This is a genomic window from Nocardia suismassiliense (assembly GCF_900269665.1).
Taxonomy (GTDB): domain Bacteria; phylum Actinomycetota; class Actinomycetes; order Mycobacteriales; family Mycobacteriaceae; genus Nocardia; species Nocardia suismassiliense.
In genome coordinates, this window is record NZ_LT985361.1 from 8,035,356 (window position 1) to 8,060,075 (window position 24,720).

The following is a 24,720-nucleotide window of genomic DNA, read 5'->3' on the forward strand; positions in this document are numbered from 1 at the left end:
AGTCATGTCATTTCGGGTTCGCGCGAGAGTGCAAGGCGCGAACGGCTTTTCGAACAGATGTTCGCATCGAGATGACGAGCTCGGGGACGTCCGCGGGACAACGTCGCGGGGTATGGCCGTCGGTATGCGTGTTGGTCCGACGGAACGAATCATTCTGCGCTAACACACAGTGAGGAGGCGGAGCGATGGCCAACGAGATGGTCTCGCCGACCGATTCCACAGCAGGCGCAGCACGTGGCGTCTGCGCAGACAACGGCTGGAAGGATCGCGAGGGGGGTGACGAAGTCTCGGCGACCGTGCTCGGCTCGGGTGACGAAGTCTCGGCGCCCCGGCTCAGCCTGGTCGTCACGGGCTTCGACGAGATGTTCGAATCCATCGAAGAGCAGTGGCAGGAGCGTGCCCTGTGCGCGCAGACCGATCCGGAGGCGTTCTTCCCTGAGAAGGGCGGCTCGACTCGCGAGGCGAAACGGATCTGCATGGGCTGCGAAGTACGCGACGAGTGCCTGGAATACGCACTCGCCCACGATGAACGCTTCGGCATCTGGGGTGGCCTCTCCGAACGAGAGCGCCGCCGCCTGAAGCGCGGCATCGGCTAGCCGACTTGGGTTGACCCCCGAGTTATCCGCACGCGCGACAACTCGCTACGGCGACAACGGTTCTCGCGAACATACGGGTAGCTCCGGGGGTACGCCCGAGGCCCGGCGGCACGCCCGCCGACCGGCCGAAGTAGCACTGGGTGCACGGGCCAGGGGCGGGCTGGTTAGGTTTTACCCATGGCACGTTCCCGTAATCGTCGTCCGCCGACCGCACGGTCGGTGATCCGCCGTGGTCGCGGCGTACGTGGGCCGATGTTGCCGCCCACGGTGCCTGCCTGGCGCACCCGGGGACAGAAGTTCGATCGGCTGGTGCTCGAGGCGTTCGCACCGCTGGACACCCGCTGGCACGACCGGCTCACCAAACTGGATATCGCGGTCGACGATGTGCCGAAAATCCGCCCGCTGCACCCTGATTCGGTCACCTGGCCGGACGAGGTGGTCGCCGACGGACCGGTGCCGCTGTCCCGCCTCATCCCGGCAGGCGTCGACCGGCACGGCACCGCCACCCGCGCCAGGGTGGTGCTGTTCCGCAAGCCGCTCGAGCTGCGCGCCAGCGACCCCGACGACCTGGTCGACCTGCTGCGCGAGGTGCTGGTCCAGCAGATCGCCACCTACCTCGGCGTCGATCCGGACATCATCGATCCGGAACCCGAGTAGAAGTCACACCGAGCCGACGCCGCCTCGGTAACGAATGTTGTTGCGAGCGGCGATAACTGATTACCGACACCGCGTGCGCGGCCCGCAGACCGCGCACCGACACCGGCTCGGGCCGTCCGCGGCCCGACGCCCCGCGCCCGCCTGCGGCAGCCGCCGCCTGGCGGGAGTTTTTGCCCGAATCATGAGCGTGTCTATCCACATCGGACCGCCAGGAGGGTTACTCTCATCGGCGTGATCCCCATGCGTCGTTGCTGCCGTCCAGGTTGCAAGAATCCGGCCGTCGCGACGCTCACCTATGTGTACTCGGACTCGACCGCCGTAGTCGGACCACTAGCGACCGTCGCCGAACCACACTCCTGGGATCTCTGCGAAACACACGGCTCCCGCATCACCGCCCCGAAGGGCTGGGAAATGGTCCGCCACGAAGGCGGGTTCTCCTCCAGCACACCGGATGACGACGATCTGACCGCGCTCGCCGAAGCGGTCCGCGAGGCCGGCCTACGCCGCCGCCCGCCGGAACAGGAACAGCGCGGCTACCGCGACTACGCCCCGCCGCCGCAGCGCACCACCCGCACCGGGCGCCGCGGACATCTGCGGGTACTCCCCGACCCGCCCTCCTGAACCACTGAGAACCGGGTCATCCCCCGTCGGCTCCGCCGCCTGCCATCCCCTAGGGTGGTGGGCATGACAGTCGCCCGCTCTGCCGAATTCGTAAACGCGGTGATCAAGGCTTACGACGTTCGCGGTGTGGTCGGTGAACAGATCGACGCCGAATTCGTCAGGGACATCGGCGCATCCTTCGCCAGGCTGATGCGTGCCGAAGGCGCGACGCGGGCCGTCATCGGACACGACATGCGCGAGTCCTCCCCCGGTCTGTCGGCGGCTTTCGCCGACGGCGTGCTGGCCCAGGGCCTCGACGTGGTGCACATCGGGCTCGCGTCCACCGATCAGCTCTACTTCGCCTCCGGCAGCCTGGACTGCCCCGGCGCCATGTTCACCGCGAGCCACAACCCGGCACGCTACAACGGCATCAAGATGTGCCGCGCCAAAGCCATTCCGGTGGGCCAGGACACGGGCCTGGCCACCATCAAGACCGAGGTCGCCGAGGGCGTGCCCGGCTACGACGGGCCACGCGGCACCGAGACCAGAACCGACCTGCTCGCCGACTACGCGGCGTTCCTGCACGACCTGGTCGATCTCGGCGAGATGCGCCCGCTCACCATCGCGGTGGACGCGGGCAACGGCATGGGCGGCCACACCGTGCCCGCCGTGTTCGACGCGCTGCCGCAGGTGACCATCGTTCCGCTGTACTTCGAGCTCGACGGTTCCTTCCCCAACCACGAGGCGAACCCGCTCGACCCCAAGAACCTGGTGGACCTGCAAGACCTGGTGGTCAAGTCGGGCGCCGACATCGGTCTCGCCTTCGACGGCGACGCCGACCGCTGCTTCGTGGTGGACGAGAAGGGCGACCCGGTGTCGCCGTCCACCATCACCGCGCTGGTCGCCGAACGCGAGCTCATCAAGGAGCCCGGCGCGGTCATCATCCACAACCTGATCACCTCGCACGCGGTGCCCGAGCTCGTCACCGCGCTCGGCGGCACCCCGGTGCGCACCCGGGTCGGCCACTCGTTCATCAAGCAGCAGATGGCCTCGACCGGCGCGGTATTCGGCGGCGAACACTCCGCGCACTACTACTTCCGCGACTTCTGGGGCGCCGACTCCGGCATGCTCGCCGCGCTGCACGTGCTCGCCGCGCTCGGCGAGAAGGATCGGCCGGTCTCGGAGCTGATGTCGGCCTACGAAACGTATGCGGCCTCCGGCGAGATCAACTCCACCGTGCCGGACGCGCAGGAGCGGACGCTGGCTGTGGTGGAGGCCTTCGCGGATCGCACGATCTCGGTGGATAGGCTGGACGGCGTGACCGTGCAATTGGCCGACGACGCCTGGTTCAACCTGCGCGCGTCGAACACCGAACCGCTGCTTCGGCTCAACGTCGAAGCCCGATCAACCGAAGATGTAGATGCACTCGTAACAGAGATCCTGAGCATCGTCCGGTCCTGACTGGAATAGTGGAATCACAGGCCTTGAATTCGCCCGACTCGGGCCCGGCGTGGCAGCTGACCCGGGTGCGAACGAAGGCGATAACGACTCAGCGCGATGAGGGGAGGTGGGACGCCCGATGATCGCTGGAACTCCGGTGCTCGACCTCGACGATGCCGCTTCGCTGGAGGCGGCCGATACCGGCGGCGCCCTGCGCTCGGCCGCCTCCGGCGGCGCTCAGGTCCGGGCCACCGCGGCGGCAGTCGGTGAGGACGCGCTCGCGCGCCTGGCCGGTCTGCGCCCGCGCAGCGTGGTCCTCGTCTCCGGCTCCGGCCGCGCCGCACGCGCCGCGAGCCTGCTCGTCGCCACCCTCGGTGACCGCGCGGGCCTGCCCGTCGTGCCCGTCACCGCGCTGCCGCCCTGGGTCGGCCCGCTCGATGTCGTCCTGGTCGCCGGTGACGACGCGGGCGACCCACGCCTGACCGACGCGGTCGACCGGGCGCTGCGCCGCGGGGCCGAGGTCGTCGTCGCCACCCCGATCGAAGGACCGATGCGCGCCGTCGCGGCCGGCCGGGCCGCCGTGCTGGCACCTCGGGTCCAGGTGCTCGATCACAACCGCCTGCTGCGCTTCCTGGCCGCCGGAATCGCCGTCCTGCGCGCGGTCGACCCCGCCCGCAGCGGCACCTTCGTGCCCGACCTCACCGAGCTGGCCGACGTGCTCGACGCCGAGGCGTTGCGCGCCGGACCCGGCAACGAGGTCTTCCGCAATCCGGCCAAGACCCTGGCCTCACGCATGCACCAGCGCGGTGTGGTGCTGGCCGGCGACTCCCCCGCCGCGGCCGAGCTGGCCGAGCACGGCGCCGAGGTGCTGCTGCAGTCGGCGGGCCGGGTCGCCACCGCGGTGGATCTGGCCGAGGCGGTAGCCGCCAAGACCCGAATGGTCGAGGCCGCAGGCGAATCCGCGCCCGGCTTCGATCCGATGTTCCACGACGAGGAACTCGACGGCCCGATGCAGGTCGAGCGCATGCGCGTCTTCGTGCTCAGCATCGACCCGGACCAGTCGGCCGCGCGGCGCCGGATCGCCGTGTTCGGCGGCACCGGATCCAGCCTGGTCGACGCCGATCTGGTGAGCGCCGAGCTCGATCTGCTGCACACCGGCCTCACCGACCCCTCGCTGCCCGCCCCGCCGCGCCCCGAGGAGCCCGCTCCCGGAGTCGGTGGTGAACTCGAACAGCTCGCCGTGCTCGCGCTGCGGCTGGAAATGGCCGCCGCCTACCTACGGCTGATCGGAACCCGCGGTACCGCACCCGACAGTCGAGGGCAGTACGGGGGAAGCTACTAGTGCACGAACTCGTTGGTGCGTTGCGCTCGTATGCCTGGGGCTCGCGCACCGCGCTCGCTCAGCTGTGCGGCAGGCCGGTTCCGTCCGCGCATCCGGAGGCCGAACTGTGGTTCGGCGCGCACCCCGCCGACCCCGCGCACGTCCTGATCGACGACCGCACCCGCTCACTGCTGGATTTCGTCGCCGAGGACCCGCAGCGCGAATTGGGCCCCGCCGCCCAGGAATTCGGCGGCAAGCTGCCGTTCCTGCTGAAGATTCTGGCCGCCGAGGAGCCGCTGTCGCTGCAGGCGCACCCGAGCACCGCGCAGGCGCGCGCCGGGTTCGAACGGGAGAACCGCACCAAGGTGCCGTTCGACTCGCCGATGCGCAACTACCGCGACGACAACCACAAGCCGGAACTGGTGGTGGCACTGGACCGGTTCGAGGCGCTCGCCGGCTTCCGTGAACCGCACCGCACCGTCGAACTATTGCGCGCGCTGGACGTGGACGGGCTCGCCTCGTTCGCCGATCTGCTTGCCGCGCAGCCGGACTCGGACGGTCTGCGCACCCTGTTCACCACCTGGATCACGCTGCCGCAGCACGTGCTCGCGACGTTGCTGCCCGAGGTGCTCGACGGCTGCGTGCGCTACCTGTCCGGAAAAGGCAAGCGCGGGTTCACCCCCGAGGCGCGCACCACGCTCGAACTCGCCGAGGCCTACCCCGGCGATGCCGGCGTGCTCGCGGCGCTGCTGCTGAACCGGCTGACGCTGGAGCCCGGGCAGGGCCTGTTCCTCGCGGCCGGCAACCTGCACGCCTACCTGCGCGGACTCGGTGTGGAGATCATGGCCAACTCCGACAACGTGCTGCGCGGCGGTCTCACGCCCAAGCACGTCGACGTGCCGGAACTGTTGCGAGTGCTCGACTTCGAGCCGATCGACCTGCCCGTGGTGCTGCCGGAACCGGCGGGCGACGGCTCGGTGCGCTACCGCACGCCCGCACCGGAATTCGAGCTGCGCCGCTTCGATCTGACCGCGGGCTCGGCGCAGGTCCCGCTCACCGCGGCGGGCCCAGGCATCGTGCTGTGCACGGCGGGGTCGGTGCGGCTGCTACACGGCGCGTCCGAGTTGACGCTGGAACGCGGCGCCGCGGCGTGGATCTCGGCCGCCGACACCGACATTCGGGCCCGCGCGTTGGACGGGTCGGCCCAGCTCTTCTGCGCCTGCGTCGGCAAGGTGTGAGCCGGCGCGGTGCCACCGCGGCCGAATGATCACCTCCGGTATCGGGTATCCGATCTCGGCACACGCTAAGTTAGCCAGGTTCGGGCAATCGGAGAGAGGACATCCAACCCATGTCGGCTGGTGGTGGCAAGAAGGCGATTCTCGCCGCATTGACGGCGAACGCGGGGATCGCCGTGGCAAAGTTCATCGGTGCGGCGATCACCGGTTCGGCGTCGATGCTCGCCGAGGCGGTGCACTCGGTGGCCGACACCTCCAATCAGGGTCTGCTGCTACTCGGTCAGCGCCGCGCCGCGCAGGAAGCCGACGAGCTGCATCCGTTCGGGTACGGGCGCAATCGCTACTTCTACTCGTTCGTCGTGGCACTGGTGCTGTTCACCATCGGCTCGATCTACGCGATCTACGAGGGCATCCACAAGATCCAGCACCCGGAGGATCTGAGCTCGCCGATCGTCGCGATCGTCATCCTGCTGATCGCGATCGGGCTGGAGACCTACAGCTTCATGACCGCCATCAAGGAGTCCCGGCCGCTCAAGGGAAATGCGAGCTGGTGGCGGTTCATCCGCACCTCGCGTAGCCCGGAGCTGCCGGTGGTGCTGCTGGAAGACACCGGCGCCCTGGTCGGTCTGATCTTCGCCTTCGTGGGCGTCAGCCTGACGATGCTCACCGGCGACGCCATCTGGGACGGTATCGGCACCCTGGCCATCGGCCTGCTGCTCGGCGTCATCGCCGTCATCCTGATCATCGAGATGCAGAGCCTGCTCATCGGCGAGGGCGCCACCCCCGCCGAGGACCGCGCCATCCGGGAGAACCTGGCCGACGGCGCGCGCATCGAGCGGGTGATCCACCTCAAGACCCAGTACCTGGGCCCGGAGGAGATGCTGGTCGCTGCCAAGATATCTTTCGTCCCCGACCTCAATATCGCCGACATCGCGGCCGCGATCAACGACGCGGAAGCCCGCGTGCGCGCCGCCGTTCCGGCCGCCCGGGTGATCTACCTGGAGCCCGACCTCTACCGCACCGAGAGCGTCTAAGGATTACGGAGCAGCGCCAACGGATCGGTGGTGATGCCGAACCGCTGACGCAGCACGTGGCGGGCCGCGTGCAAGCCGGACATGCCGTGCACACCGGGGCCGGGCGGGGTCGACGCGGAGCACAGGTAGACACCCGGAAGCGGTGTGGCGTAAGGGTTCCAGCGCGGTGCGGGGCGGAAGGCCCACTGGCGCAGCGTCATTGCGCCCGCCGAGATGTCGCCGCCGATGTAATTGGCGTTGTGCGCGGGCATTTCGGCCGCGGTGTAGACGTGCTTGGCGAGGATCAGGTCCCGGAAGCCGGGGGCGAAGCGCTCGACCTGGGCGATGATCGTCTCGCTGATGTCGCGGGTCGAGCCGTTCGGCACGTGCGCGTAGGTGTAGAGGGTGTGCTTGCCCGCCGGCGCGCGGGTCGAGTCGACCACACCGGGTTGAATGGTCAGCACATACGGTCGTTCTGCGTGCTGGCCCGCGGCGACCGCGCGTTCGGCGGCCATCGCCTCGGCCCTGGTGCCGACCAGATGCAGCGTGCCGGCGCGGTCGAGGTCAGCAGCCTGCCAGGGCACCGGGCCCGCGAGCGCGAAATCGACCTTGCAGGCGGCGCCGCCGTACCGGAAACGCCGGAGCCGCTTGATGTATCGGTCCGGCAGTCGATGACCGGCGATGCGCAGCAACTCCGCGGGCGCGAGGTCGAGCACGACCGCGCGGGCGTCGTCGAACTGTGCGAGCGCGTCGATGCGGTGACCGGTACGCATCCGCCCGCCGAGGCGTTCCAGCTCGGCGATCATCGCGTCCGGAATCGCCTGGCTGCCACCGCGCGGGATCACCCAGCCGCCCGCGTGCGCCAGCGTGCCGAGCATCAGCCCGGCCCCGGCGGCGGGCACGGCGCGCGGCGGGATGATCGCGTGGGTGGCGACGCCGGTCAGCAGCGCGGCCGCGGTGTCGTCGCGAAACCTGGTGTTCCACAACGGCGATCCCTGCTCGAGCGTCCGCAGCCCGAACCGCACCGCGGTCAGTAGGTCCTTGGGTGGTCGGCGCATGTCCGACATCGCCAGGTCGACGATCGCCTCCCAGTGCGGCACCAGCGGACCGAACAGCGAGCGCCACGCGGCGCCGTCCCGGCCGAGACCGTCGACGGTCCGGTCCAGATCACGCCAGGCGATGCCGGCCGTGCCGCCGTCCATCGGGTGCGCGTAAGACGCTTCCGGCGTGAGCAGTTCGACGCCGTGCGCCGCGAGATCGAACGCGCGGAAGAACGGGGAGGCCAACGCCATCGGGTGCGCGCCGGCGCACACGTCGTGCCGGTATCCGGGCAGGGTCAGCTCCGCCGTGCGCGACCCACCGCCCGCCGCGTACTCGGCCTCGTACACCTCCACGGAGAGTCCGGCCTTCGCCAGGATCACCGCGGCGGCGAGACCATTCGGCCCGGAACCGACGACCACAACATCAGGCATATCCCCCACGCTACCGGCCTGCGGTCGGTGCTTCCTCGGTCGGGAAACGCGCCGCGGCGCACAACGGCGGCCCCACCTGCCGCATCGGCGCGAAAGTGTCGCCTGCCACCCGCCGCAGTCGATTCGGTCCGCGGGAACAGGATTCGCCTCGGCAGGCGCGATAGTCGGCTGCGGTCAGGCCGACGTCGCGCCGACGGCGGCCAGCCACTCGGCGACCAGGATGTCGAGGCGCTGCTCGCGCAACTCCGGGCGCAGGCGGGCGCCGCGCTCCAGGGTCGCGAGGCCGTGCATCGCGCTCCAGGCCACCTCGGTGCGGGCGCCCAGCTCCGCCTCGTCGACGAACGGCCGGAACATCGCCTCCAACTCCGCGAAGGCGTCACGCAGCGTCTGCGACGCCTCCAGCCCGAACACGAGGTCGACATTCATCACGAACATGGCGTCGTAGCGGGCCGGGTTGGCGGCGGCGAAATCCAAATAGGCGCGGGCGACGCGGGCCATTCGGTCGGCCGGACTCGTCGCCTCGGCGTGCGCCTGGTGCAGGACGACGGAGAGATCGGCGATACCTTGCTCGGCAACGGCGGCCACGATGGCCGATTTGCCCGCGAAGTGGCTGTACAAGACCGGCTGGCTGTACTCGATGCGCTCGGCCAGCTTGCGCACGGTCACCGCTTCCCAGCCCTGTTCCTCGGCCAACTCGCGCGCGGTATCGATGATCCGCTGACGACGTTCGGCTCGTTCACGTTCCTTGCGCGTCTGGAGGGTCATGCTCAAATTCTAGCAGCGCTAGACAAGCTAACGAAGCTCCGTTATTGTTGCTCTCGAACCTAGCAACGCTAGAAATCAGAGCAGGATCAGCACCGCACCAAGGAGCAGCACCATGACCACCTCGCGCATCGCCACCGCACTGTCCCTCATCGGCGCGGCCTTCATCCTCTACATCGGCCTCAGCTACCTGATCAGCCCGGACACCATCGCCCCCGGCTTCGGCCTGCCCGCGTGGCCGGACGGCGAGGCGACCGCGTTCATGAACCTCAAGGGCGTCCGCGACACCGTCTTCGGCGTGCTCATCCTGGTGCTGCTCGCCGCGAAGCAGCGCTATGCGCTCGGCATCGCCACCCTGGTCATCGCCCTGGTCCCGGTCGGCGACATGCTGACCGTGCTCGCCTGGAACGGCTCCACCGCCACCGCCTTCGGCATCCACGGCCTCACCGCCGCCCTGGTCTTCCTCACCGGCGGCCTGCTGATCCGCGAGCACCAGCTGGCCCAGCGGGCAACCCCACTGCCCATCGCCGTCCCCGCCTGATCCCACCGCACCCACTGTCCGGTACCGGTTTTCGCCGGTGCCGGACAGTTCCGCGTCCGGACCGACTCGCGCAGACCAAAATTCGCACGCACTCGTGATCCGGCACACAAACCACCCGCGCCCGATGAATCTTCCGAAGCGCCGCCGTCAACACCACTGAACGCACGACGACCACAGGAGACGACCACCATGTCGACCAAGCCGCACGGACCCGCGTCCTACTTCCCGTCCATCGAGGCCAAGTACGGCCGCACCATCGACGAGTGGCGCACCGCGATGGGCGAGTCCGGCCTGACGTCGCACAAGCCGCTGGTCGAGTGGCTGAAGTCCGAGCACGCCATAGGCCACGGTCATGCCACCGCCCTCGCCCAGTACCACCTCAACCCGGAGAAGTGGGCCTCCTGACCCGAAATGCGCGAAGGGCCCGCAGATCCTGCGGGCCCTTCGTGTTTCACAGTGCAGCTAAGCCGGAACCAGGTCCTTGGTGTCGGGCTCCTGCTGCGGCTGCGCGCCGTGGTCGTCATCGACCATGGTTTGTTCATCGAAGGGCAGCTTGCGGTCGAGAACTTCCTTGACGCGGTCCGCGTCGATGGTCTTGGTCCAGGTGCCGAGGAGCACCGTGGCGACGGCGTTGCCGGAGAAATTGGTCAGCGCGCGGGCCTCGGACATGAAGCGGTCGATACCGACGATCAGGCCGACGCCGTCGAGCAATTCGGGTCGGTGACTCTCCAGGCCGCCGGCCAGCGTGGCCAGGCCCGCACCGGTGACACCGGCCGCCCCCTTGGACGCGACGATCATGAACAGCAGCAGACCGATCTGCTCGCCGAGGCTGAGCGGTTTTCCCATCGCATCAGCGATGAACAACGACGCCATTGTCAGGTAAATTGCAGTGCCATCCAGATTGAACGAATATCCGGTCGGCACAACCACACCCACAGTCGTCCGCTCGACGCCCATGTGTTCCATTTTCGCGATCAACCGAGGCAGTGCCGACTCCGAGGACGAGGTCGCCAGGATCAACAGGTACTCGCGGGCCAGATAGCGGACCAGCTTCAGCACCGACACCCGAGCCACCGCCCACAGCAGCACCCCGAGCACGCCGAACACGAAGATCAAGCAGGTCAGGTAGAACGCGATCATCAACGTTGCCAACTTCAGCACCGCATCCAGTCCACTCTTGCCGACCAGATTGGCGATCGCGCCGAACGCACCGATCGGCGCCAGCCACAGGATCATCACCAGGATGCGGAACACCAGCTTCTGCAGCAACGCCACACCGCGCAGAATCGGCTCGCCGGTCTTGCCCATGGCCTGCACCGCGAAACCGACCAGCAGTGCGACGAACAGGGCCTGCAGCGTGCTACCCGAGGTCAGCGAGGACAGCAGTGACGTCGGGACGATGCCGTTGAAGAAGTCCCACGTCCCGCCCGCCTTGTGCGCGGTATCGGTGAGCGACTTGACGGCTTTCGCGTTCTCGCCGACATTCAGCCCGGTACCCGGCGAGATCACATTGCCGACGACGAGCCCGATGATGAGCGCGGCGGTCGACATGATCATGAAGTACGCGATGGTCAGCCCGCCGACCTTGCCGACGGTCGCCGCCGAGCGGATCGAGCCGATGCCGAGCACGATGGTGCAGAAGATGACCGGCGCGATCATCATCTTGATCAGGTTGACGAAGATGGTGCCGAGCGGAGCAACCGACACCCCGAAACCGGGCGCCAGCCAACCCACCAGAATGCCCGCGATGACCGCGATGATGACGGCTATATACAGCCAGTGGGTGCGGTCGCGCTTGCGTGGGGGTGCTGCTGGTGTTGCTTGGCTCATACCGAGTGATGTCCTCCGAAGTGGTGCCGACGTGAAGGGCCTCACGCCTTCCAGGCAGAATGATGACGGCCCTGGTGACGCCGGTCACGGTTTGGTGCATTACGTTCAGCGGAGGAAAACAGCTAGTGAGACGCGGTCGGCTATCCCTGGCCGGTCAGGCCTTCGCACTACAGCTGATCGTGTTGACCCTGATGGTGGCTGTCGGCGCGGTCCTCGCGGTGGTCGACGCGCGGCGCCACAGCGACGTGACGACCACCCGCGAAGTGAGAGATGTCGCGGTGAGTGTCGCTGAAGCCCCGTCCACCCTGTCCGCCGTCTACACGATCAATCCCACGGCTCGGCTGCAACCGGTGACCGAACGCATCCGCCACGCGACCGGCATGGACTTCATCGTCGTGATGGCGCCGGATCGCACCCGCTATACGCACACCAACCAGAACATGATCGGCAAGCCGTTCAGCGGAAACATCGACCGCGCCCTCTCCGGGGAGACCTTCACCGAAACCTTCACCGGCACCCTCGGGCCGTCGATCCGCGCGGTGGCACCGGTTTACGACGGCGGCAAGGTGGTCGCGCTGGTGTCGGCCGGGGTGACCCGCGCCAAGATCGGTGATCAGGTCGCGGCGCAACTGCCGTTGATCCTGGGCATCGCCGCGGCGGGCCTCGCGGTCTCGGGCAGCGGGTCGTTCCTGCTGAGCCGCCGCCTGCGCAGGCAGACCCATGGGCTCGCACCCGACGAGTTGCGCGCCATGTACGAACAGCACGACGCCGTCCTGCACTCGATCCACGAGGGACTCGTCGTCTTCGGCATGGCGGGCGAGCTGGCCGAGGTGGTCAACGACGAGGCGCGCAGGCTGCTCGAACTGCCCGACGGCGAGGTGCGCCGCAGCGACCTGCCGACCTCGATGCAGCAGATGAGCTGGGGCGTGGTCCGCGACGAGATGCACGTGACCGGCGACCGGATCCTGCTCATCAACCAGGACATCGTCAGCTGGGAGGGCCGCCCGATCGGCACCGTCATGACGATCCGCGACCACACCGAATTACGCGCGGTGATGGGCGAACTCGACTCGGTGCGCAGTTTCGCCGAATCGCTGCACGCCCAGGCGCACGAATCCGCCAACCGGCTGCACACCGTGGTCACCATGGTCGAACTGGGCCGTTATCAGGAGGCGGTGAACTTCGCCACCTCGGAACTGCAACTGTCCCAAGCCCTCATCGATCGGCTGCTGAACGCGGTCGGGTCGCCTGCGCTGGCGGCGTTGCTGCTCGGCAAGGTGAACCAGGCCGCCGAGCGCAGCATCGAACTCACCATCACCGAGGACACCGCGCTCGACTCGATCGAGCCGCTGACCCCGCAGGAGATGGTCACGCTGGTCGGCAATCTCATCGACAACGCCATCGACGCTGCCGCCGAGAGTCCGTCGGGCTGGGTGGAGGTCACCGTGCGGCACTGCGGCGACAATCCCGAAGGTGTTCGCGCCGAACCAGCTTCGGCGTTATATGTGCGCGTCGCCGACAGCGGCCCCGGTATGTCCGAGGAGACGTTCGCGCGGGCGTCGCGGCGCGGTTATTCGACCAAGGCCGACCATCACGGGCTCGGCCTCGCACTGGTGCACCGCCTGGTGGCCAGGCACGGGGGAACCATTCGTACCGAACTAGATCCGGAAAGCGCGGTAACCGTGACGATTCCGCGAAAGGACGCACAGTGATCCGAGTGCTGATCGTCGAGGACGAACCACTCATCGCCGAGGCACACCGCGCCTATGTGGACCGCATCGAGGGCTTCACGCCCGTCGGGGTGGCCCACACCGGCCGCGAGGCGATGCGTGCGGCCGCCGAGGCCGCGGCCGAAGGCACGCCGATCGACCTGGTGCTGATGGATATCGGGCTACCCGATGCCAGCGGCTTGGACGTCGCGGCGGCCCTCACCGGCCTGGCGCCCCGGCCCGACGTCATCGCCATCACCTCGGCCCGCGACCTCGCCATGGTGCGCACCGCGGTCTCGCACGGCGTTGTCCTCTATCTCTTGAAGCCGTTCACCTTCGCCGCTTTTCGCGACAAACTGGACCGCTACCGCGAATTCCGCACGGCGCTGCCCGCAGGCGAGACCGCGGTCTCCCAGCACGACATTGACCGCGCGCTCAGCGCGCTACGCACCCCCGACCAACGCGCCACCACTCCCAAAGGCGTTGCGCCGCAGACCCTCGACGAGATCTCCCGCACCGTCCGGGCCGCTCCCGAGGGCATCACCGCCGCGGACACCGCCACCACCATCGGCGTCTCCCGGATCACCGCGTGGCGGTATCTGGAAAAGCTGGCCGACGACGGATTGGTCACCCGCCGTTCGGATTACGGCCGCGCGGGGCGGCCCAAAACCCGCTACGTCTGGAAAACCCGGGCGTGACAGAAGTCTTCGCACAGACACCTCGAAAGAGGGTCTGCGCGAAGACTTTCGGGCCGCCTATGCGGGCAGGTGGTTGTAACCGAAGATGTTGATGAAGTAGTTGCCGGGAATCAGTTGATTCATGGCATGCCACTGCCCGCCGGGGTCACGCTGGTAGTGGCTGACACCGAAACCCGCGTCGTAGCAGACGATGTCGGCGGTGCCGAACGGGCTCCAGTAGGCGCTGGTACCCGGGCGGGCGGGTTCGAACGGCGTTCTGAACTGGTGACTACACGGGGTGATGCTCGGTTCGTAGATCGATGGTGCCGCCGTCGCGCTCGGTGCGGCGCAGATGCCGACCGCCCCCGCGAAAGCTGCTGCGGCCAGCACCCGAAAGACAGACTTCCCCATAAACGTTCTCCTCAACTATTCCTATTGGCACAGTGAGCAAAGAAGCGATCCCGCGACGGAGCCCCGGGACCCTGGGCAGCACCCTGCCAGAAGCACCGTCGCGACGAAACCGTTTTCGAGGCTGCGCCGATCAGACGTCGGTGGAGAAGCGGATCCCGCCGTCGGGGATCTCGACGCCCGGCCACACCCGCGCGCCCCGTAGGAGTTCGCAGCGCGCGCCGACGTGCGCACCGTCACCGATGACGCCGTCGCGCACCAGCGCGCGCGGGCCGATGCGGGCGCCGAACCCGATGATCGAGCGTTCGACGGTGGCCCCCGCCTCGATGATGGCACCGTCGAAGATGACCGCGCCGTCGAGGCGAGCACCCGCGCCGACCTCGGCGCCGCGGCCGACGACCGTGCCGCCGATGAGCAGTGCGCCGGGCGCGACACCCGCGCCAGGATGGACCAGGGATTCACCGCGCTGGCCCGGCAGTGCGGGCGAGGGCGCGATGCCGCGGACCAGATCGGCGGAGCCGCGCACGAAGTCCTCCGGGGTACCCATGTCGCGCCAGTACGAGGTGTCGACGTGGCCCTGCACGCGGGCACCCTCGGCGAGCAGCTGCGGGAACACCTCGCGCTCCACCGAGACCGGGCGGCCCGCCGGGATCTTCTCGATGTACTCGCGGCGGAAGACGTAGCAGCCCGCGTTGATCTGATCGGTCGGCGGATCCTGAGTCTTCTCCAGGAACGCGGTGACCCGGCCGTTCTCGTCGGTCGGCACGCAGCCGAAGGCGCGCGGATCGCTCACCCGCACCAGGTGCAGCGTGACATCGGCGTTCGTGGACTCGTGCGTGTCCAGCACCGCGCCGAGTTCGGTGCCGCCGAGCACGTCACCGTTGAACACCATCACGGTGTCGGCGCGCAGTTTGGGCAGCACGTTGCGGATGCCGCCGCCGGTGCCGAGCGGCTCGGTCTCGGTGACGTACTCCAGCTCGAGGCCGAGCTCGGAACCGTCACCGAAGTGGTCCTCGAACACCTCCGCCTTGAAGGAGGTGCCCAGCACCACGTGCGTGATCCCGGCCTCGGCGATGCGAGCGAGCAGATGCGTCAGGAACGGCAGTCCAGCCGTCGGTAGCATCGGCTTCGGTGCCGAGAGGGTCAGCGGGCGCAGTCGTGTGCCCTGCCCGCCCACCAGGATCACGGCGTCGGTGCCTGCATTTCCTGCCATTCAAGGTCCCCTGTTCACAGTGGATCGATTGTTGCTCGCGCGCCGATCGACACTCGGCTGCGCGCCAGTTCACTCGGGCCGCACCGATTGGTGCGGGCCCTACCTCGATTGTCGCTCGGCCGGGTGACCAGCGAGTCACGCTTTGCACCCTATTGGCTCGCGGTTTGCGCTTGTTAACTCACGTCCTGCGCAGGTCGGCTCGCGTCCCGCAATTCGTCGACTCGCGCCCGGCAGTTTCGGCTTGCGCCCTACGCCTGTTGACTCGCGTCCTGCGCCTGTTGACGCAGCGCAGATCGAACCGCAATCCGGGAGCGCACCGCAAGTCCGGCCCGCAGCGCCAGCCGCAACGGCAGCTGCCACCAGTGCGGATGCCGGTCGGCCTGGAACCGGTACGCGCTCGCGTGGTGCGCGGGCAGCATCACCTCGGGATGCCGTCCCGCGGCGTGCCCCTTCGCGTGAGTGACCTCCGCGGACGGCACGAACACGTTGTGCCAGCCCGCCTTGCCCATCCGGTCGCCGAAGTCGACGTCCTCCATGTACATGAAGTAACGCGAGTCGAAACCGTCGATCGAGTCGAACGCCGCGCGCCGCACCAGCAGGCAGGAGCCGGACAGCCAGCCGACGGCCCGCTCGGAGATCTGCTCGTTGTCCTGGCGGTAGCGCTGGGTCCACGGGTTCGTCTTCCACACCGTGCCGAGGATCGCGTGACCGGCGCCGTCGAGCAGACCGGGCACCCGGCGGGCGGAGGGGTAGACGCTGCCGTCCGGTTCCAGCACCAGCGGGCCGAGCGCACCGGCCCGCGGCCAGCGCTTCGCGGCGGCGAGCAGCTGATCGATGGAGTCGGAGCCCCAGCGGATGTCCGGGTTGGCGATCACCACGAACTCGATGTCCGGATCGATCTCGGCGACCGCCCGGTTGATCGCGCCGCCGTAGCCGATATTGCCGCCGGTGCGCAGCAGCCGCACATGCGAATTGGCCTCGGCGATCAGTTCGGGCACCCCGTCGGTCGACCCGTTGTCCGCGAGGATCACCTGCGGTTTCTCGGTGGTGGCGGCAGCCAGCGTGCTGATGAAGTGCTCGAGGTGCTCGCCCGGTGAATAGGTCACCGTGACGACGGCCAGCCCCTTATGGGCGGAGTCGGATACGTCCACGGCCCGAGAGCCTAGTCGGACAACCGCGCGAGCGCGTCCCCCAGTGCCGCCTGCCAGGGCCGCAGCGGCGTCAACCCGGCTTCATCCCAGGCCCGGTGCGACAACACCGAATATGCCGGGCGCGGTGCGGGTCTCGGAAACGCGGACGAGTCACAGGGCCGGACCCGCGCCGGATCGGCGCCTATCCCCGCGAATACCGCCCGCGCCAGGTCGAACCAGCTGGCCTGGCCTGAGTTGGTCGCGTGCAGCAGCCGCGGCGCGTCCGGCCGCCCCGCGAGTTCCACCAGCGCCACCGCGAGATCGGCGGCGTAGGTGGGGGCGCCGAGCTGGTCGTTCACCACGTCGATGGTGTCGCGTTCGCGCTCCAGCCGCAGCATGGTGGCGACGAAATCACTTCCGCGCCCGGCATATACCCACGCCGTGCGCACCACGTGCGACTGCGGGGCAAGGGTCAGCACCGCGTGCTCGCCGGCCAGTTTGGACCGGCCGTAGACGCTGACCGGCCCGGTCGGATCGGTGGTCTCGTAGGGACGATCGTGCACGCCCGCGAACACGTAGTCGGTGGACAGGTGAATCAGCCTGGCGCCGATCCGCGCGCAGGCGGTGGCGAGCACGGCCGGACCGGTCTCGTTGCCCGCGAAGGCCGCGGCCACGTCGGACTCGGCGCGGTCGACCGCGGTGTAGGCGGCACAGTTGATCACCACATCGCCCGGTTCGAGCACGGCGGCGACCGCGGCCGCGGCGGTGATATCGAGGTCGCGGCGACCGAACGCGCGAGCGGCCGGCGCCAGGGCGAGCAGTTCCCGGCCGACCTGTCCACCTGCCCCGGTCACCACGAGGCGGGCGGGCGCGGCGGCGCCGGATGCTGTCGAAGCTGTCACGGGGTCGAGTCTGGCACGCCGCCACACCTGCGGATTGCGGGTGCCCGGGCCGGTATTCGTTAGCCTTCAGTCAGTTGCCCTCGGCAGACACCCGCCCGCGAACATGGGTTTGCTGAAAGGGTGCGGGGGCTACGGAAAGGTGGGGTGGTCGGTCGGACCGTGCTGTCGTAAGAGGCCCCGAGCGTGTCGAAAGGATGTCGTGTTGGCGAGAGGACACAAAGTAGCTGCGGCGGAGGGTTCCGGGTGACCCGGCCACGCAGCACCCAATCGCGGTTACCGGCGGGCGGTCCGCTGCGAGCCGGCGCCGCGGTGCTCGCGGTGGTGGTGCTCGTCATCACCGGCTTCGCCTGGCACAGCGTCGACAGCCTGATCTCCAACATCGAACGCATCGGCAATCTCGGCCTCGGCGGCGGGCGCGACGGCGCCGTCGACATCCTGCTGGTCGGCGTCGACAGCCGCACCGACGCGCACGGCAATCCGCTGAGCGACCGGGAGCGCGCGCTGCTGCACGCGGGCGACGAGGTCGGCACCAATACCGACACCATCGTGCTGATCCGGGTGCCGAATGACGGCCGGTCCGCGACCGCCATCTCCATCCCCCGCGACTCCTATGTCGACATCCCCGATCTCGGCAAGGGCAAGATCAATTCGGCGTACGGCGCGACCAAGGAGACGCAGCGGCTGAAGCTGATGAACCAGGGTGTTCCGGAGGCCGACGCGGACAAGCAGTCCACCCAGGCGGGCCGTCAGGCGTTGATCAAGTCCGTGGCCAACCTCACCGGCATCAGCGTCGATCACTACGCCGAGGTGAGCCTGCTCGGTTTCGTGCTGCTCACCGACGCGGTGGGCGGGGTCGAGGTGTGCCTGAACAATGCGGTGGACGAATGGATGTCGGGCGCCGACTTCCCGGCGGGCCGCCAGCGCCTCGATGGCCCGGCCGCGTTGAGTTTCGTGCGGCAGCGGCACAATCTGCCGCGTGGTGACCTCGATCGCATTGTGCGCCAGCAGGTGTTCATGGCGCAGTTGGTCGGGCAGGTGCTCAATGCGAAGACGCTCAGCAATCCGGGGCGGATGAAACAGCTCAGCGACGCGGTCGGGCGCACCGTCGTGCTCGACGACGACTGGGACGTGCTCGCGTTCCTGCAGCAGTTGCAGGATCTCTCGGGCGGCCAGGTGAAATTCGAGACCATTCCGGTCACCGACCTGAATTACCTGACCACCAGCGGTGAATCGGTGGTGCGGGTCGATCCGGCAGCGGTGAAGTCGTATGTGGGCTCGCTGGTCGACGGTAAGGCCGCCGAGCCGGAGTCGGACGAGCCCGCGCTGGACCCGGCCACGGTGACCGTCAGCGTGTACAACGCCAGCGGCGTCGGCGGCCTGGCCGGTCAGGTCGCACAGGCTTTGAGCGGTAAGGGATTCCACGAGGGTTTGGTCGGCAACTACACCGGCCCGAATGTGTCCAGCAGCCGGGTGCTCGCCGCGAAGACCTCCGACGCGAAAGCCAAGGCGGTGGCCAAGGCGCTCGGTGGGCTGCCGGTGCTCGCGGATACGACGCTGTCGCCGGATTCGGTGAGCGTTGTGCTGGCGAGCGACTATTCTGGTCCGGGCTCGGCGGCAGGAAGCATGTTCGACTTCTCCGGAACGTCGAGTGCCGCCGCGACGCCAGTCCCGCCCGCCCCACCGATCGACGCAGGCCAGAACGGACCGAAATGCGTGAATTAGACAATGCGTGAATTCGACAAGGCGCTCACCCTCACCGAAAAAGTGCTCGATCCGATTCTCGCGCGGGACCCCGCGGGGCCGCGCGTCACCTACTACGACGACGCCACCGGAGCCAGGATCGAACTGTCCGGGCTCACCCTGGCGAACTGGGCGGCCAAGACGGCCAACCTGATTCGCGACGAGTTCGGCCTGAGCCCCGGCGCCCGGATCGCGGTGCTGCTGCCCGCGCACTGGCAGACCGCCGCCGTGCTGCTCGGCTGCTGGTGGGCGGGCACCGAGGTGGTGCTGCGCCCCGACGAGCACGCCGAACTGGCCCTGGTGACACCCGACCGGCTCGACGACGCGGACGGCGTCGCCGAGGTCGCGGCGCTGTCGCTGGACGCGATGGGCGCGCCGGTGCGTGATCTCCCGGTCGGCGTCACCGACTTCGCGACCTCGGTGCGGGTGCACGGCGATCAGTTCCTGCCGGGCGGCGCGGGTGCCGCGCTGGACGGGATGCCGGTGGCCGAGGTGCTCGCCGAAGCGAAAAAATCGGCCATGCGGCAAGGGTTTTCCGAGGGCGACCGGGTGCTGTCGAGCACGCCGTGGGACACCCCCGCCGAACTGATCGACGGCTACGTCGCGGTGCTCGCGGCAGGCGCCTCGCTCGTCCAGGTGGTCAATCCCGATCCGGCCCTGCGCGATCGCCGCATCGAAACCGAACGCGTCACCGCCCAGCGCGCCTGACCAGCACCTCCTACCACGGTATAGGTGGAAGTCCGACTGGAGGACGTTCCACATTCTGGCCGGGTTCCGTACGGTGGACTTATCGCACAACGACGGAGTTGGTGAATGATGAAGCCGCAGTATTGGTTCCGCTGGTTGTCCGTTCAAGGTGCCCCCCGGCTGGTGTTGCGCAGGCAAGCCAAGCGCGGTGACGCGTTCGCCGAACTGATGGGCGGACCCGGCGGGTTCGCCGATCCGTATCCGCTCATCGAGCGTTTACGCGGTCGAGGCAGGCTCATCCGCACCTCGATCTCCTGGGCCACCTTCGACCACGAGCTGTGCCGAGCTATCCTGCGCGACAACCGATTCGGTGTACGCACCACCGAAAGCTTCGACATCCCCGGTCCGCTGCAGAAGCTGGCCAACTACTTCCCCTTGCCGCCGAACCCGGTCGAGCCACCGTCGATGCTGGTGATCAATCCACCGGAGCACACCAAGATGCGCAAGCCGGTCGCGTCCGCGTTCACCCCGCGCGCCATCGGCAGGCTACGCGACCGCGTCGAAACGGTCACCGCGGAACTGCTCGACGCGCTGCCCGCCGGCGGGTCCGCCGATCTGATCACCGCCTTCGCCGCGCAGGTCCCGATCGCGATCATCTCCGAAATGCTGGGCTTCCCGGACTCGGACAAGGACCGGTTCCTGCACTGGGGCGATGAACTGACACCGCTGCTCGATGTCGGCATCTCCTGGCGCGCCCACCAGCGCGCGTTGCAGGCCATGGAGGTGATGAACGCCTACTTCGACGAACACATCGCACGCCTGCGCCGTACCCCCGGCGACGATATTCTCAGCGCTCTGGTCACCGCGGGCGAGCTGGATCTGTTCGAGCTCAAGGCCTCGGCGAGCCTGCTGATGGGCGCGGGCTTCGAGACGACCGTGAACCTGATCGGCAACGGCGTGGTGCAGCTGCTCGACCATCCCGAGCAGCTGGCGCGGCTGCGCGCCGAACCCGAGTTGTGGCCCAACGCCATCGAGGAGGTGCTGCGCTTCGACTCACCGGTCCAGACGACGGCACGCACCGCGATGTGCGATGTGGAGATCGCCGGCGAGCGGCTGCGTGCCGGCGACACCGTCGTCCTGTCGCTGGCCGGCGCCAATCGCGACCCCGCGGTGTTCGCCGAGCCCGATCGTTTCGACATCGGCCGCGCGAATGCCAAGGAGCACTTGTCGTTCAGCAACGGCATCCACGTCTGCCTCGGCGCCAGCCTGGCCCGCATGGAGGGCGTCTACGCCTTGCAGGCCCTGTTCGACCGTTTCCCCGACCTGCAACTGGACGGGCCACCGCAACGCCGGGAGTTGTTCACCCTGCACGGATATGAGCAGCTGCCGGTCCGCCTCGGGCGGCGCGCACCCGCCCCCGAACCGACCACCGTCTGACTTCGCCGAGCGGCTCGGTACCTTCGAGCCGCACTGCGAGACAACAGGTCTCAGCCGAATCCGACGGCTTGCGCACCCCAGGCGGTGTGCAGTTCCGCGTCGGGGTCGTCCACCACCCGATCGACCGTATCGATCAGCAGCGTGGTGCGCGTGTCCGGACGGTACGGCGGCCAGTGTTTCGAGCCGTCCAGCGCTGCGGGCACCCCGTGGGTGGCGAAAGCCAGCCAGCGCCGCATCATTCGGCCGGACACCTCCATGGCCACCTTGCGGCCACCGAGCCAGAACGTCGGGTCGTGGTTGAACGAGCCGAAATTGCCGAAGACATAAGGCAATTCGGTCGCGTGCCCGGCGCCGACCCGGGCCGCCCGCAGCATCGGCGTCGCGTGGTCGAAGCGGTACATCCAGGTCGGTGAGTGCTGCGCGTGCGCGTCGGCCACCCAGTGCGCGGGCATCCGGAACGCGGCGTCGCCGGACATGGCCAGCGCGCCCCTGGTCTTGTCCAGATCCGGGTAGGCCGAGGTGATTTCGGCGATGCGCTCGTGCGAGAGCTCCGGGTGGCTGGCCGCCACATCGTTGAGCATCGCGTTCACCGCGTCCGGGGTCACCGGCATGATCGGCGACCGGAACACCCGGAACAGCGAGGCCTCGTCCTTGTTGGCGCCGATCATCAGCGGCACCCGGTGCGACCGCCCGTGCTGGAACCGCTCGATCGGATAGGTCGGCAGCAGATCGCCGTCGACCACCGGCGCCGCGGCCAACCTGCCCGGCTCCTTCAACGGAACCTCGTCCAGCAGGATGCCCGCGACCTCCACGATCTTCTCGACCGGCCAGTCGAGCAGTTCGACGGCCCTGGCCGCGGGCAGTTCCAGCAGTTCCAGGAATCGCCGCGCCACCGCGGCCGCCCGCTCCTGGCCGAAGACCGTGGTGGCCGGCGGGCTCTGCGCGATGGCCTTGTGGAACAGCCCGGCCGCGCGCGGCGAAGTCAGCAGTGCGGTAACGCAACCCGCGCCGGACGATTCGCCGAACAGCGTGACATTGCCGGGGTCACCGCCGAACGCGGCGATATTGTCGCGCACCCATTCCAGCGCGGCGATCTGGTCGTGCAGGCCGAGATTCGGCGTGAACGGACCGGGCAGCGAGGACAGATCGAGGAATCCGAGCGCACCGAGACGGTAGTTCACGGTGACCACGACGACGTCGCCGGTTTCGGCCAGCTTGCGGCCGTCGTAGATGCCCTGTGCGGCCGTGCCGAGGCAGTAGGCGCCGCCGTGCAACCAGACCAGCACCGGGCGCGGTTCGCCCGTATCGAAGGTGTGCACCAGGTCGCCGACGTCGCGCCGGGGCGACCACACGTTCAGCCAGAGGCAGTCCTCGCCCATCCGCAGATCGGAGTCGACGGGGACCATGTTGCCCATGGTCTGCGGCGCGATCTCGCCGAAGGTGGCGCAATCGCGGATCCCGTCCCACTCCGGTGCGGGCCGCGGCGGCAGGAACCGATGGGGGCCGCTCGGCGGCGCCGCGTAGGGAATGCTGCGCCATACCGCCACCGGGCCGTCCCAGCGGCCGCGTACATCACCCGAGGTCGTGGTGACGACTGGCTCGGCGCCGCGCACTTCCCAGCCCGCTTCCTTCTCGAACTGAGCAGTCATTGTTCGCACCTCCTGCCAGCGATCCATCGGTGTGCTGCCGATTTGCTCCAGCTGGCCTCGCACCGCGTGATCTCCTATTCGAGGGTACTTACCCACCGGCGACCTGGATATGCGACGCACCAAGCTGAGATCGCGACGGTACGCTTGACCGATGCCGAGCTACAGCTACCGGTGCCGCAGTTGCGGCGACACCTTCGAGGTGAACCGACCGATGGCGGAGTCGTCGAATCCGGCGTCCTGCCCCGCGGGCCATGCCGACACAGTCAAGCTGCTGACCACGTTTGCCACGGTCAGCCGTGGTGGCACGGCTCCGGCGCCGAGCCAGGCCGCGCCGCAGGGCGGTGGCGGCTGCTGTGGTGGCGGCTGCTGCGGCTGAGTCTCGCCTCGGCGGCTGGACGCCTGAGCCCGAAAGGCTCAGCGCCGGAGCTGCCTGGTTCAGTCGCGCCGATCCGCGTGGCCGAGATCACGGTCCGGCGCGACCCGGTCGCGCACCCGCTGCTTCAGCACCGCGATATCGGGAAAACCGCCGTCGGCCTTGCGTTCCCACACCTGCTCGCCGTCGACGGTGATCCGGAAGAGGCCGCCCGTCGCCGGAATCAGTGCCACCTCACCGAGTTCGGTGCCGAAGGTGCTCAGCAGTTCCTGCGCCATCCAGCTCGCGCGCAACAGCCAGCGGCACTGGGTGCAGTACTCGATCGCGACACGGGACATGGTGGCTCACGCTACCGTTCGGGCCCGCGCCGCGCCGCACGCACTCACGCCTCGATCTCACCGTCCAGGTACACCCAGGCGCCGTCGGCGCGCAGGAACCTGCTGACCTCGTGCAGTGCGCCGCGGGAGCCGTCCGCCCGATAGTGCGCGACGAACTCGACCAAGCCGGTCTCGTCGAACAGCCCGCCGTCGGCGGTGCGCAGTATCTCCAGGAACAACCAGCGCTGGCCGGGATCGAGCTCCAGCTCGGCGGGCCTGGTGCGCGGATGCCACGATTGGCGTAGATAGTCGGTGTCCCCCACCGCGAAAGCGGTGTAGCGCGAACGCATCAGCGCCTCGGCGGTCGCCGCCGCCCGCTTTCCGTTCAGCACCGGCCCGCAGCAGTCGTCGAAGGCCTCGCCCCGGCCACACGGACACATCCGGGTCCCACTCATGCCCCGATTCTCGCGTGCCGCCCTCGGTGCAGGTCCGGCCGGGTGGCCTGTTGCGCCGCGGCGGCGCCGGTCACCTCGGCTCGACGCTGGTCATCTCGACTCGACCGCGGCCAGCGCGCCTGCGATCGCCACGGTCTGTTCGCGCCAACGGCGCAGGTCGGTAACGCTGGGCGCCAACTCGTAGTCGTGGTGGTGCGCGGCCCGCGACAGCGCCGCCCACAGGGCGGCGACCTGCGCCGCCACCTCGGGCCCGGCGAAGGTACGTAACGCGATCAGTTGAGCGCGCATCGGGCAGCGCATCAGCGCCGGTGCGAGCCGCCCCCACAGCTCATCCACGGACTGCTCCAACGCGATTCGCAGAATCCACGCGGTCGCGCGGGACCACAGCCCGCCCGCGTCGGTCACCGCACCGGCCAGCAGGCGGTCCACCGTGTCGAGCCGCTCGGCCACCGACGGCCGCGGGCGTTTAGGGCCTTTCGCGGGTCCGCGTTTGGTTCCGCGACCGCCGCTCGGTCCGCGACGCGGTCCACGTTGCGCGCTCATGCCGGCCTTGCCG

General features: G+C 68.7%; 26 protein-coding genes. 15 read left to right on the forward strand and 11 right to left on the reverse strand.

The features are described 5' to 3' along the window. The first annotated feature begins 362 nt into the window (after positions 1-362). From DBO33_RS35910 to DBO33_RS35940, 7 genes are all read left to right on the forward strand, one after another. On the forward strand, positions 363-596 hold the full coding sequence (locus DBO33_RS35910) for a WhiB family transcriptional regulator (protein ID WP_029901515.1): 234 nt from the start codon (positions 363-365) through the stop codon (positions 594-596). 177 nt (positions 597-773) lie between these two features. Next, positions 774-1,253 carry a metallopeptidase family protein gene (locus DBO33_RS35915; RefSeq protein WP_167768837.1) on the forward strand — a complete coding sequence of 160 codons (480 nt, stop codon included), beginning with the start codon at positions 774-776 and terminating at the stop codon, positions 1,251-1,253. A 240-nt stretch (positions 1,254-1,493) separates the two neighbouring features. Further along, positions 1,494-1,874 carry a DUF3499 domain-containing protein gene (locus DBO33_RS35920; protein ID WP_107660884.1) on the forward strand — a complete coding sequence of 127 codons (381 nt, stop codon included), beginning with the start codon at positions 1,494-1,496 and terminating at the stop codon, positions 1,872-1,874. 63 nt (positions 1,875-1,937) lie between these two features. Further along, positions 1,938-3,314, forward strand: a complete 1,377-nt coding sequence (locus DBO33_RS35925) for a phosphomannomutase/phosphoglucomutase (protein WP_107659009.1) — start codon at positions 1,938-1,940, stop codon at positions 3,312-3,314. Positions 3,315-3,432: 118 nt separating this feature from the next. Further along, complete coding sequence (locus tag DBO33_RS35930) at positions 3,433-4,635, forward strand: tobH protein (protein ID WP_107659010.1); 1,203 nt, start codon at positions 3,433-3,435, stop codon at positions 4,633-4,635. Continuing rightward, the gene (gene manA, locus DBO33_RS35935) at positions 4,635-5,852 is read left to right on the forward strand and encodes a mannose-6-phosphate isomerase, class I (RefSeq protein ID WP_107659011.1); all 1,218 of its coding nucleotides are present in this window, start codon (positions 4,635-4,637) and stop codon (positions 5,850-5,852) included. The genes DBO33_RS35930 and manA overlap by 1 nt, the downstream gene beginning before the upstream one ends. Before the next feature lie 110 nt (positions 5,853-5,962). Beyond that, entirely contained in the window at positions 5,963-6,883 is a 921-nt protein-coding gene (locus tag DBO33_RS35940; RefSeq protein ID WP_107659012.1) for a cation diffusion facilitator family transporter, read from the forward strand. Here DBO33_RS35940 and DBO33_RS35945 read toward each other — a convergent pair. Both DBO33_RS35945 and DBO33_RS35955 read right to left on the reverse strand, forming a co-directional pair. Continuing rightward, a complete protein-coding gene (locus DBO33_RS35945; protein WP_107659013.1) occupies positions 6,880-8,334 on the reverse strand; it encodes a phytoene desaturase family protein in 1,455 nt (484 codons plus the stop codon). The two genes, DBO33_RS35940 and DBO33_RS35945, sit on opposite strands and share 4 nt — an antisense overlap. Before the next feature lie 174 nt (positions 8,335-8,508). Continuing rightward, entirely contained in the window at positions 8,509-9,099 is a 591-nt protein-coding gene (locus DBO33_RS35955; protein WP_107659015.1) for a TetR/AcrR family transcriptional regulator, read from the reverse strand. A 112-nt stretch (positions 9,100-9,211) separates the two neighbouring features. Between DBO33_RS35955 and DBO33_RS35960 the strand changes: the two genes are divergently transcribed. Both DBO33_RS35960 and DBO33_RS35965 read left to right on the forward strand, forming a co-directional pair. Then, entirely contained in the window at positions 9,212-9,637 is a 426-nt protein-coding gene (locus DBO33_RS35960; protein ID WP_107659016.1) for a DUF4267 domain-containing protein, read from the forward strand. A 189-nt stretch (positions 9,638-9,826) separates the two neighbouring features. Then, positions 9,827-10,042, forward strand: a complete 216-nt coding sequence (locus DBO33_RS35965; RefSeq protein WP_107659017.1) for a DUF4287 domain-containing protein — start codon at positions 9,827-9,829, stop codon at positions 10,040-10,042. A gap of 57 nt (positions 10,043-10,099) precedes the next feature. On the opposite strand, the gene DBO33_RS35970 is transcribed toward DBO33_RS35965, so the two are convergent. Beyond that, a complete protein-coding gene (locus tag DBO33_RS35970) occupies positions 10,100-11,467 on the reverse strand; it encodes a cation:dicarboxylate symporter family transporter (protein ID WP_107659018.1) in 1,368 nt (455 codons plus the stop codon). A gap of 125 nt (positions 11,468-11,592) precedes the next feature. Between DBO33_RS35970 and DBO33_RS35975 the strand changes: the two genes are divergently transcribed. Together DBO33_RS35975 and DBO33_RS35980 are read left to right on the forward strand one after the other, a co-directional pair. Further along, positions 11,593-13,179 carry a sensor histidine kinase gene (locus DBO33_RS35975; RefSeq protein ID WP_234391230.1) on the forward strand — a complete coding sequence of 529 codons (1,587 nt, stop codon included), beginning with the start codon at positions 11,593-11,595 and terminating at the stop codon, positions 13,177-13,179. After that, positions 13,176-13,874 carry a response regulator gene (locus tag DBO33_RS35980; protein ID WP_107659019.1) on the forward strand — a complete coding sequence of 233 codons (699 nt, stop codon included), beginning with the start codon at positions 13,176-13,178 and terminating at the stop codon, positions 13,872-13,874. Before DBO33_RS35975 ends, DBO33_RS35980 begins: the two co-directional genes overlap by 4 nt. A 57-nt stretch (positions 13,875-13,931) precedes the next feature. On the opposite strand, the gene DBO33_RS35985 is transcribed toward DBO33_RS35980, so the two are convergent. From DBO33_RS35985 to rfbD, 4 genes are all read right to left on the reverse strand, one after another. After that, a complete protein-coding gene (locus DBO33_RS35985) occupies positions 13,932-14,264 on the reverse strand; it encodes a hypothetical protein (protein ID WP_107659020.1) in 333 nt (110 codons plus the stop codon). 130 nt (positions 14,265-14,394) lie between these two features. Beyond that, entirely contained in the window at positions 14,395-15,474 is a 1,080-nt protein-coding gene (gene manB / locus DBO33_RS35990) for a mannose-1-phosphate guanylyltransferase (protein WP_107659021.1), read from the reverse strand. Positions 15,475-15,722: 248 nt separating this feature from the next. Further along, entirely contained in the window at positions 15,723-16,625 is a 903-nt protein-coding gene (locus DBO33_RS35995; protein ID WP_199856856.1) for a glycosyltransferase family 2 protein, read from the reverse strand. 11 nt (positions 16,626-16,636) lie between these two features. After that, positions 16,637-17,506, reverse strand: a complete 870-nt coding sequence (gene rfbD, locus DBO33_RS36000; protein ID WP_107660887.1) for a dTDP-4-dehydrorhamnose reductase — start codon at positions 17,504-17,506, stop codon at positions 16,637-16,639. Positions 17,507-17,749: 243 nt separating this feature from the next. On the opposite strand from rfbD, the gene DBO33_RS36005 reads away from it, so the two are divergent. The 3 genes from DBO33_RS36005 (at position 17,750) to DBO33_RS36015 (ending at position 21,370) form a co-directional block, all read left to right on the forward strand. After that, complete coding sequence (locus DBO33_RS36005) at positions 17,750-19,228, forward strand: LCP family protein (RefSeq protein WP_407670573.1); 1,479 nt, start codon at positions 17,750-17,752, stop codon at positions 19,226-19,228. 3 nt (positions 19,229-19,231) lie between these two features. Continuing rightward, on the forward strand, positions 19,232-19,954 hold the full coding sequence (locus tag DBO33_RS36010) for a TIGR03089 family protein (RefSeq protein WP_107659022.1): 723 nt from the start codon (positions 19,232-19,234) through the stop codon (positions 19,952-19,954). Between the two features lie 108 nt (positions 19,955-20,062). Beyond that, positions 20,063-21,370: a cytochrome P450 gene (locus DBO33_RS36015; protein ID WP_107660889.1), complete on the forward strand. Its 1,308-nt coding sequence runs from the start codon at positions 20,063-20,065 to the stop codon at positions 21,368-21,370. A gap of 50 nt (positions 21,371-21,420) precedes the next feature. On the opposite strand, the gene DBO33_RS36020 is transcribed toward DBO33_RS36015, so the two are convergent. Next, positions 21,421-23,019, reverse strand: a complete 1,599-nt coding sequence (locus tag DBO33_RS36020) for a carboxylesterase/lipase family protein (protein ID WP_199856857.1) — start codon at positions 23,017-23,019, stop codon at positions 21,421-21,423. Between the two features lie 151 nt (positions 23,020-23,170). On the opposite strand from DBO33_RS36020, the gene DBO33_RS36025 reads away from it, so the two are divergent. After that, positions 23,171-23,395, forward strand: coding sequence for an FmdB family zinc ribbon protein (locus tag DBO33_RS36025; protein ID WP_107659023.1), 225 nt, complete (start codon positions 23,171-23,173; stop codon positions 23,393-23,395). A 59-nt stretch (positions 23,396-23,454) separates the two neighbouring features. Here DBO33_RS36025 and DBO33_RS36030 read toward each other — a convergent pair whose 3' ends face one another. The 3 genes from DBO33_RS36030 to DBO33_RS36040 all read right to left on the reverse strand — a co-directional run bounded on the left by DBO33_RS36030 (position 23,455) and on the right by DBO33_RS36040 (position 24,707). Next, the gene (locus DBO33_RS36030; protein WP_107659024.1) at positions 23,455-23,730 is read right to left on the reverse strand and encodes a SelT/SelW/SelH family protein; all 276 of its coding nucleotides are present in this window, start codon (positions 23,728-23,730) and stop codon (positions 23,455-23,457) included. A gap of 44 nt (positions 23,731-23,774) precedes the next feature. Next, on the reverse strand, positions 23,775-24,164 hold the full coding sequence (locus DBO33_RS36035) for a YchJ family protein (protein WP_234391231.1): 390 nt from the start codon (positions 24,162-24,164) through the stop codon (positions 23,775-23,777). A 90-nt stretch (positions 24,165-24,254) separates the two neighbouring features. Further along, positions 24,255-24,707, reverse strand: a complete 453-nt coding sequence (locus DBO33_RS36040) for a hypothetical protein (protein ID WP_107659026.1) — start codon at positions 24,705-24,707, stop codon at positions 24,255-24,257. Between the last annotated feature and the right edge of the window lie 13 nt (positions 24,708-24,720).

Coding starts and splice junctions, on each gene's coding strand:
- DBO33_RS35985 (WP_107659020.1), bottom strand. CDS start 14,264: ATGGGGAAGTCTGTCTTTCGGGTGCTGGCCGCAGCAGCTTTCGCGGGG.
- DBO33_RS36015 (WP_107660889.1), top strand. CDS start 20,063: ATGAAGCCGCAGTATTGGTTCCGCTGGTTGTCCGTTCAAGGTGCCCCC.
- DBO33_RS36010 (WP_107659022.1), top strand. CDS start 19,232: ATGCGTGAATTCGACAAGGCGCTCACCCTCACCGAAAAAGTGCTCGAT.
- manB (WP_107659021.1), bottom strand. CDS start 15,474: ATGGCAGGAAATGCAGGCACCGACGCCGTGATCCTGGTGGGCGGGCAG.
- DBO33_RS35910 (WP_029901515.1), top strand. CDS start 363: ATGTTCGAATCCATCGAAGAGCAGTGGCAGGAGCGTGCCCTGTGCGCG.
- DBO33_RS36035 (WP_234391231.1), bottom strand. CDS start 24,164: ATGAGTGGGACCCGGATGTGTCCGTGTGGCCGGGGCGAGGCCTTCGAC.
- DBO33_RS35940 (WP_107659012.1), top strand. CDS start 5,963: ATGTCGGCTGGTGGTGGCAAGAAGGCGATTCTCGCCGCATTGACGGCG.
- DBO33_RS36040 (WP_107659026.1), bottom strand. CDS start 24,707: ATGAGCGCGCAACGTGGACCGCGTCGCGGACCGAGCGGCGGTCGCGGA.
- DBO33_RS35970 (WP_107659018.1), bottom strand. CDS start 11,467: ATGAGCCAAGCAACACCAGCAGCACCCCCACGCAAGCGCGACCGCACC.
- DBO33_RS35915 (WP_167768837.1), top strand. CDS start 774: ATGGCACGTTCCCGTAATCGTCGTCCGCCGACCGCACGGTCGGTGATC.
- DBO33_RS35965 (WP_107659017.1), top strand. CDS start 9,827: ATGTCGACCAAGCCGCACGGACCCGCGTCCTACTTCCCGTCCATCGAG.
- DBO33_RS36025 (WP_107659023.1), top strand. CDS start 23,171: ATGCCGAGCTACAGCTACCGGTGCCGCAGTTGCGGCGACACCTTCGAG.
- DBO33_RS35960 (WP_107659016.1), top strand. CDS start 9,212: ATGACCACCTCGCGCATCGCCACCGCACTGTCCCTCATCGGCGCGGCC.
- DBO33_RS35955 (WP_107659015.1), bottom strand. CDS start 9,099: ATGACCCTCCAGACGCGCAAGGAACGTGAACGAGCCGAACGTCGTCAG.
- DBO33_RS36020 (WP_199856857.1), bottom strand. CDS start 23,019: ATGACTGCTCAGTTCGAGAAGGAAGCGGGCTGGGAAGTGCGCGGCGCC.
- DBO33_RS35920 (WP_107660884.1), top strand. CDS start 1,494: ATGCGTCGTTGCTGCCGTCCAGGTTGCAAGAATCCGGCCGTCGCGACG.
- DBO33_RS36030 (WP_107659024.1), bottom strand. CDS start 23,730: ATGTCCCGTGTCGCGATCGAGTACTGCACCCAGTGCCGCTGGCTGTTG.
- DBO33_RS35925 (WP_107659009.1), top strand. CDS start 1,938: ATGACAGTCGCCCGCTCTGCCGAATTCGTAAACGCGGTGATCAAGGCT.
- DBO33_RS35930 (WP_107659010.1), top strand. CDS start 3,433: ATGATCGCTGGAACTCCGGTGCTCGACCTCGACGATGCCGCTTCGCTG.
- DBO33_RS35945 (WP_107659013.1), bottom strand. CDS start 8,334: ATGCCTGATGTTGTGGTCGTCGGTTCCGGGCCGAATGGTCTCGCCGCC.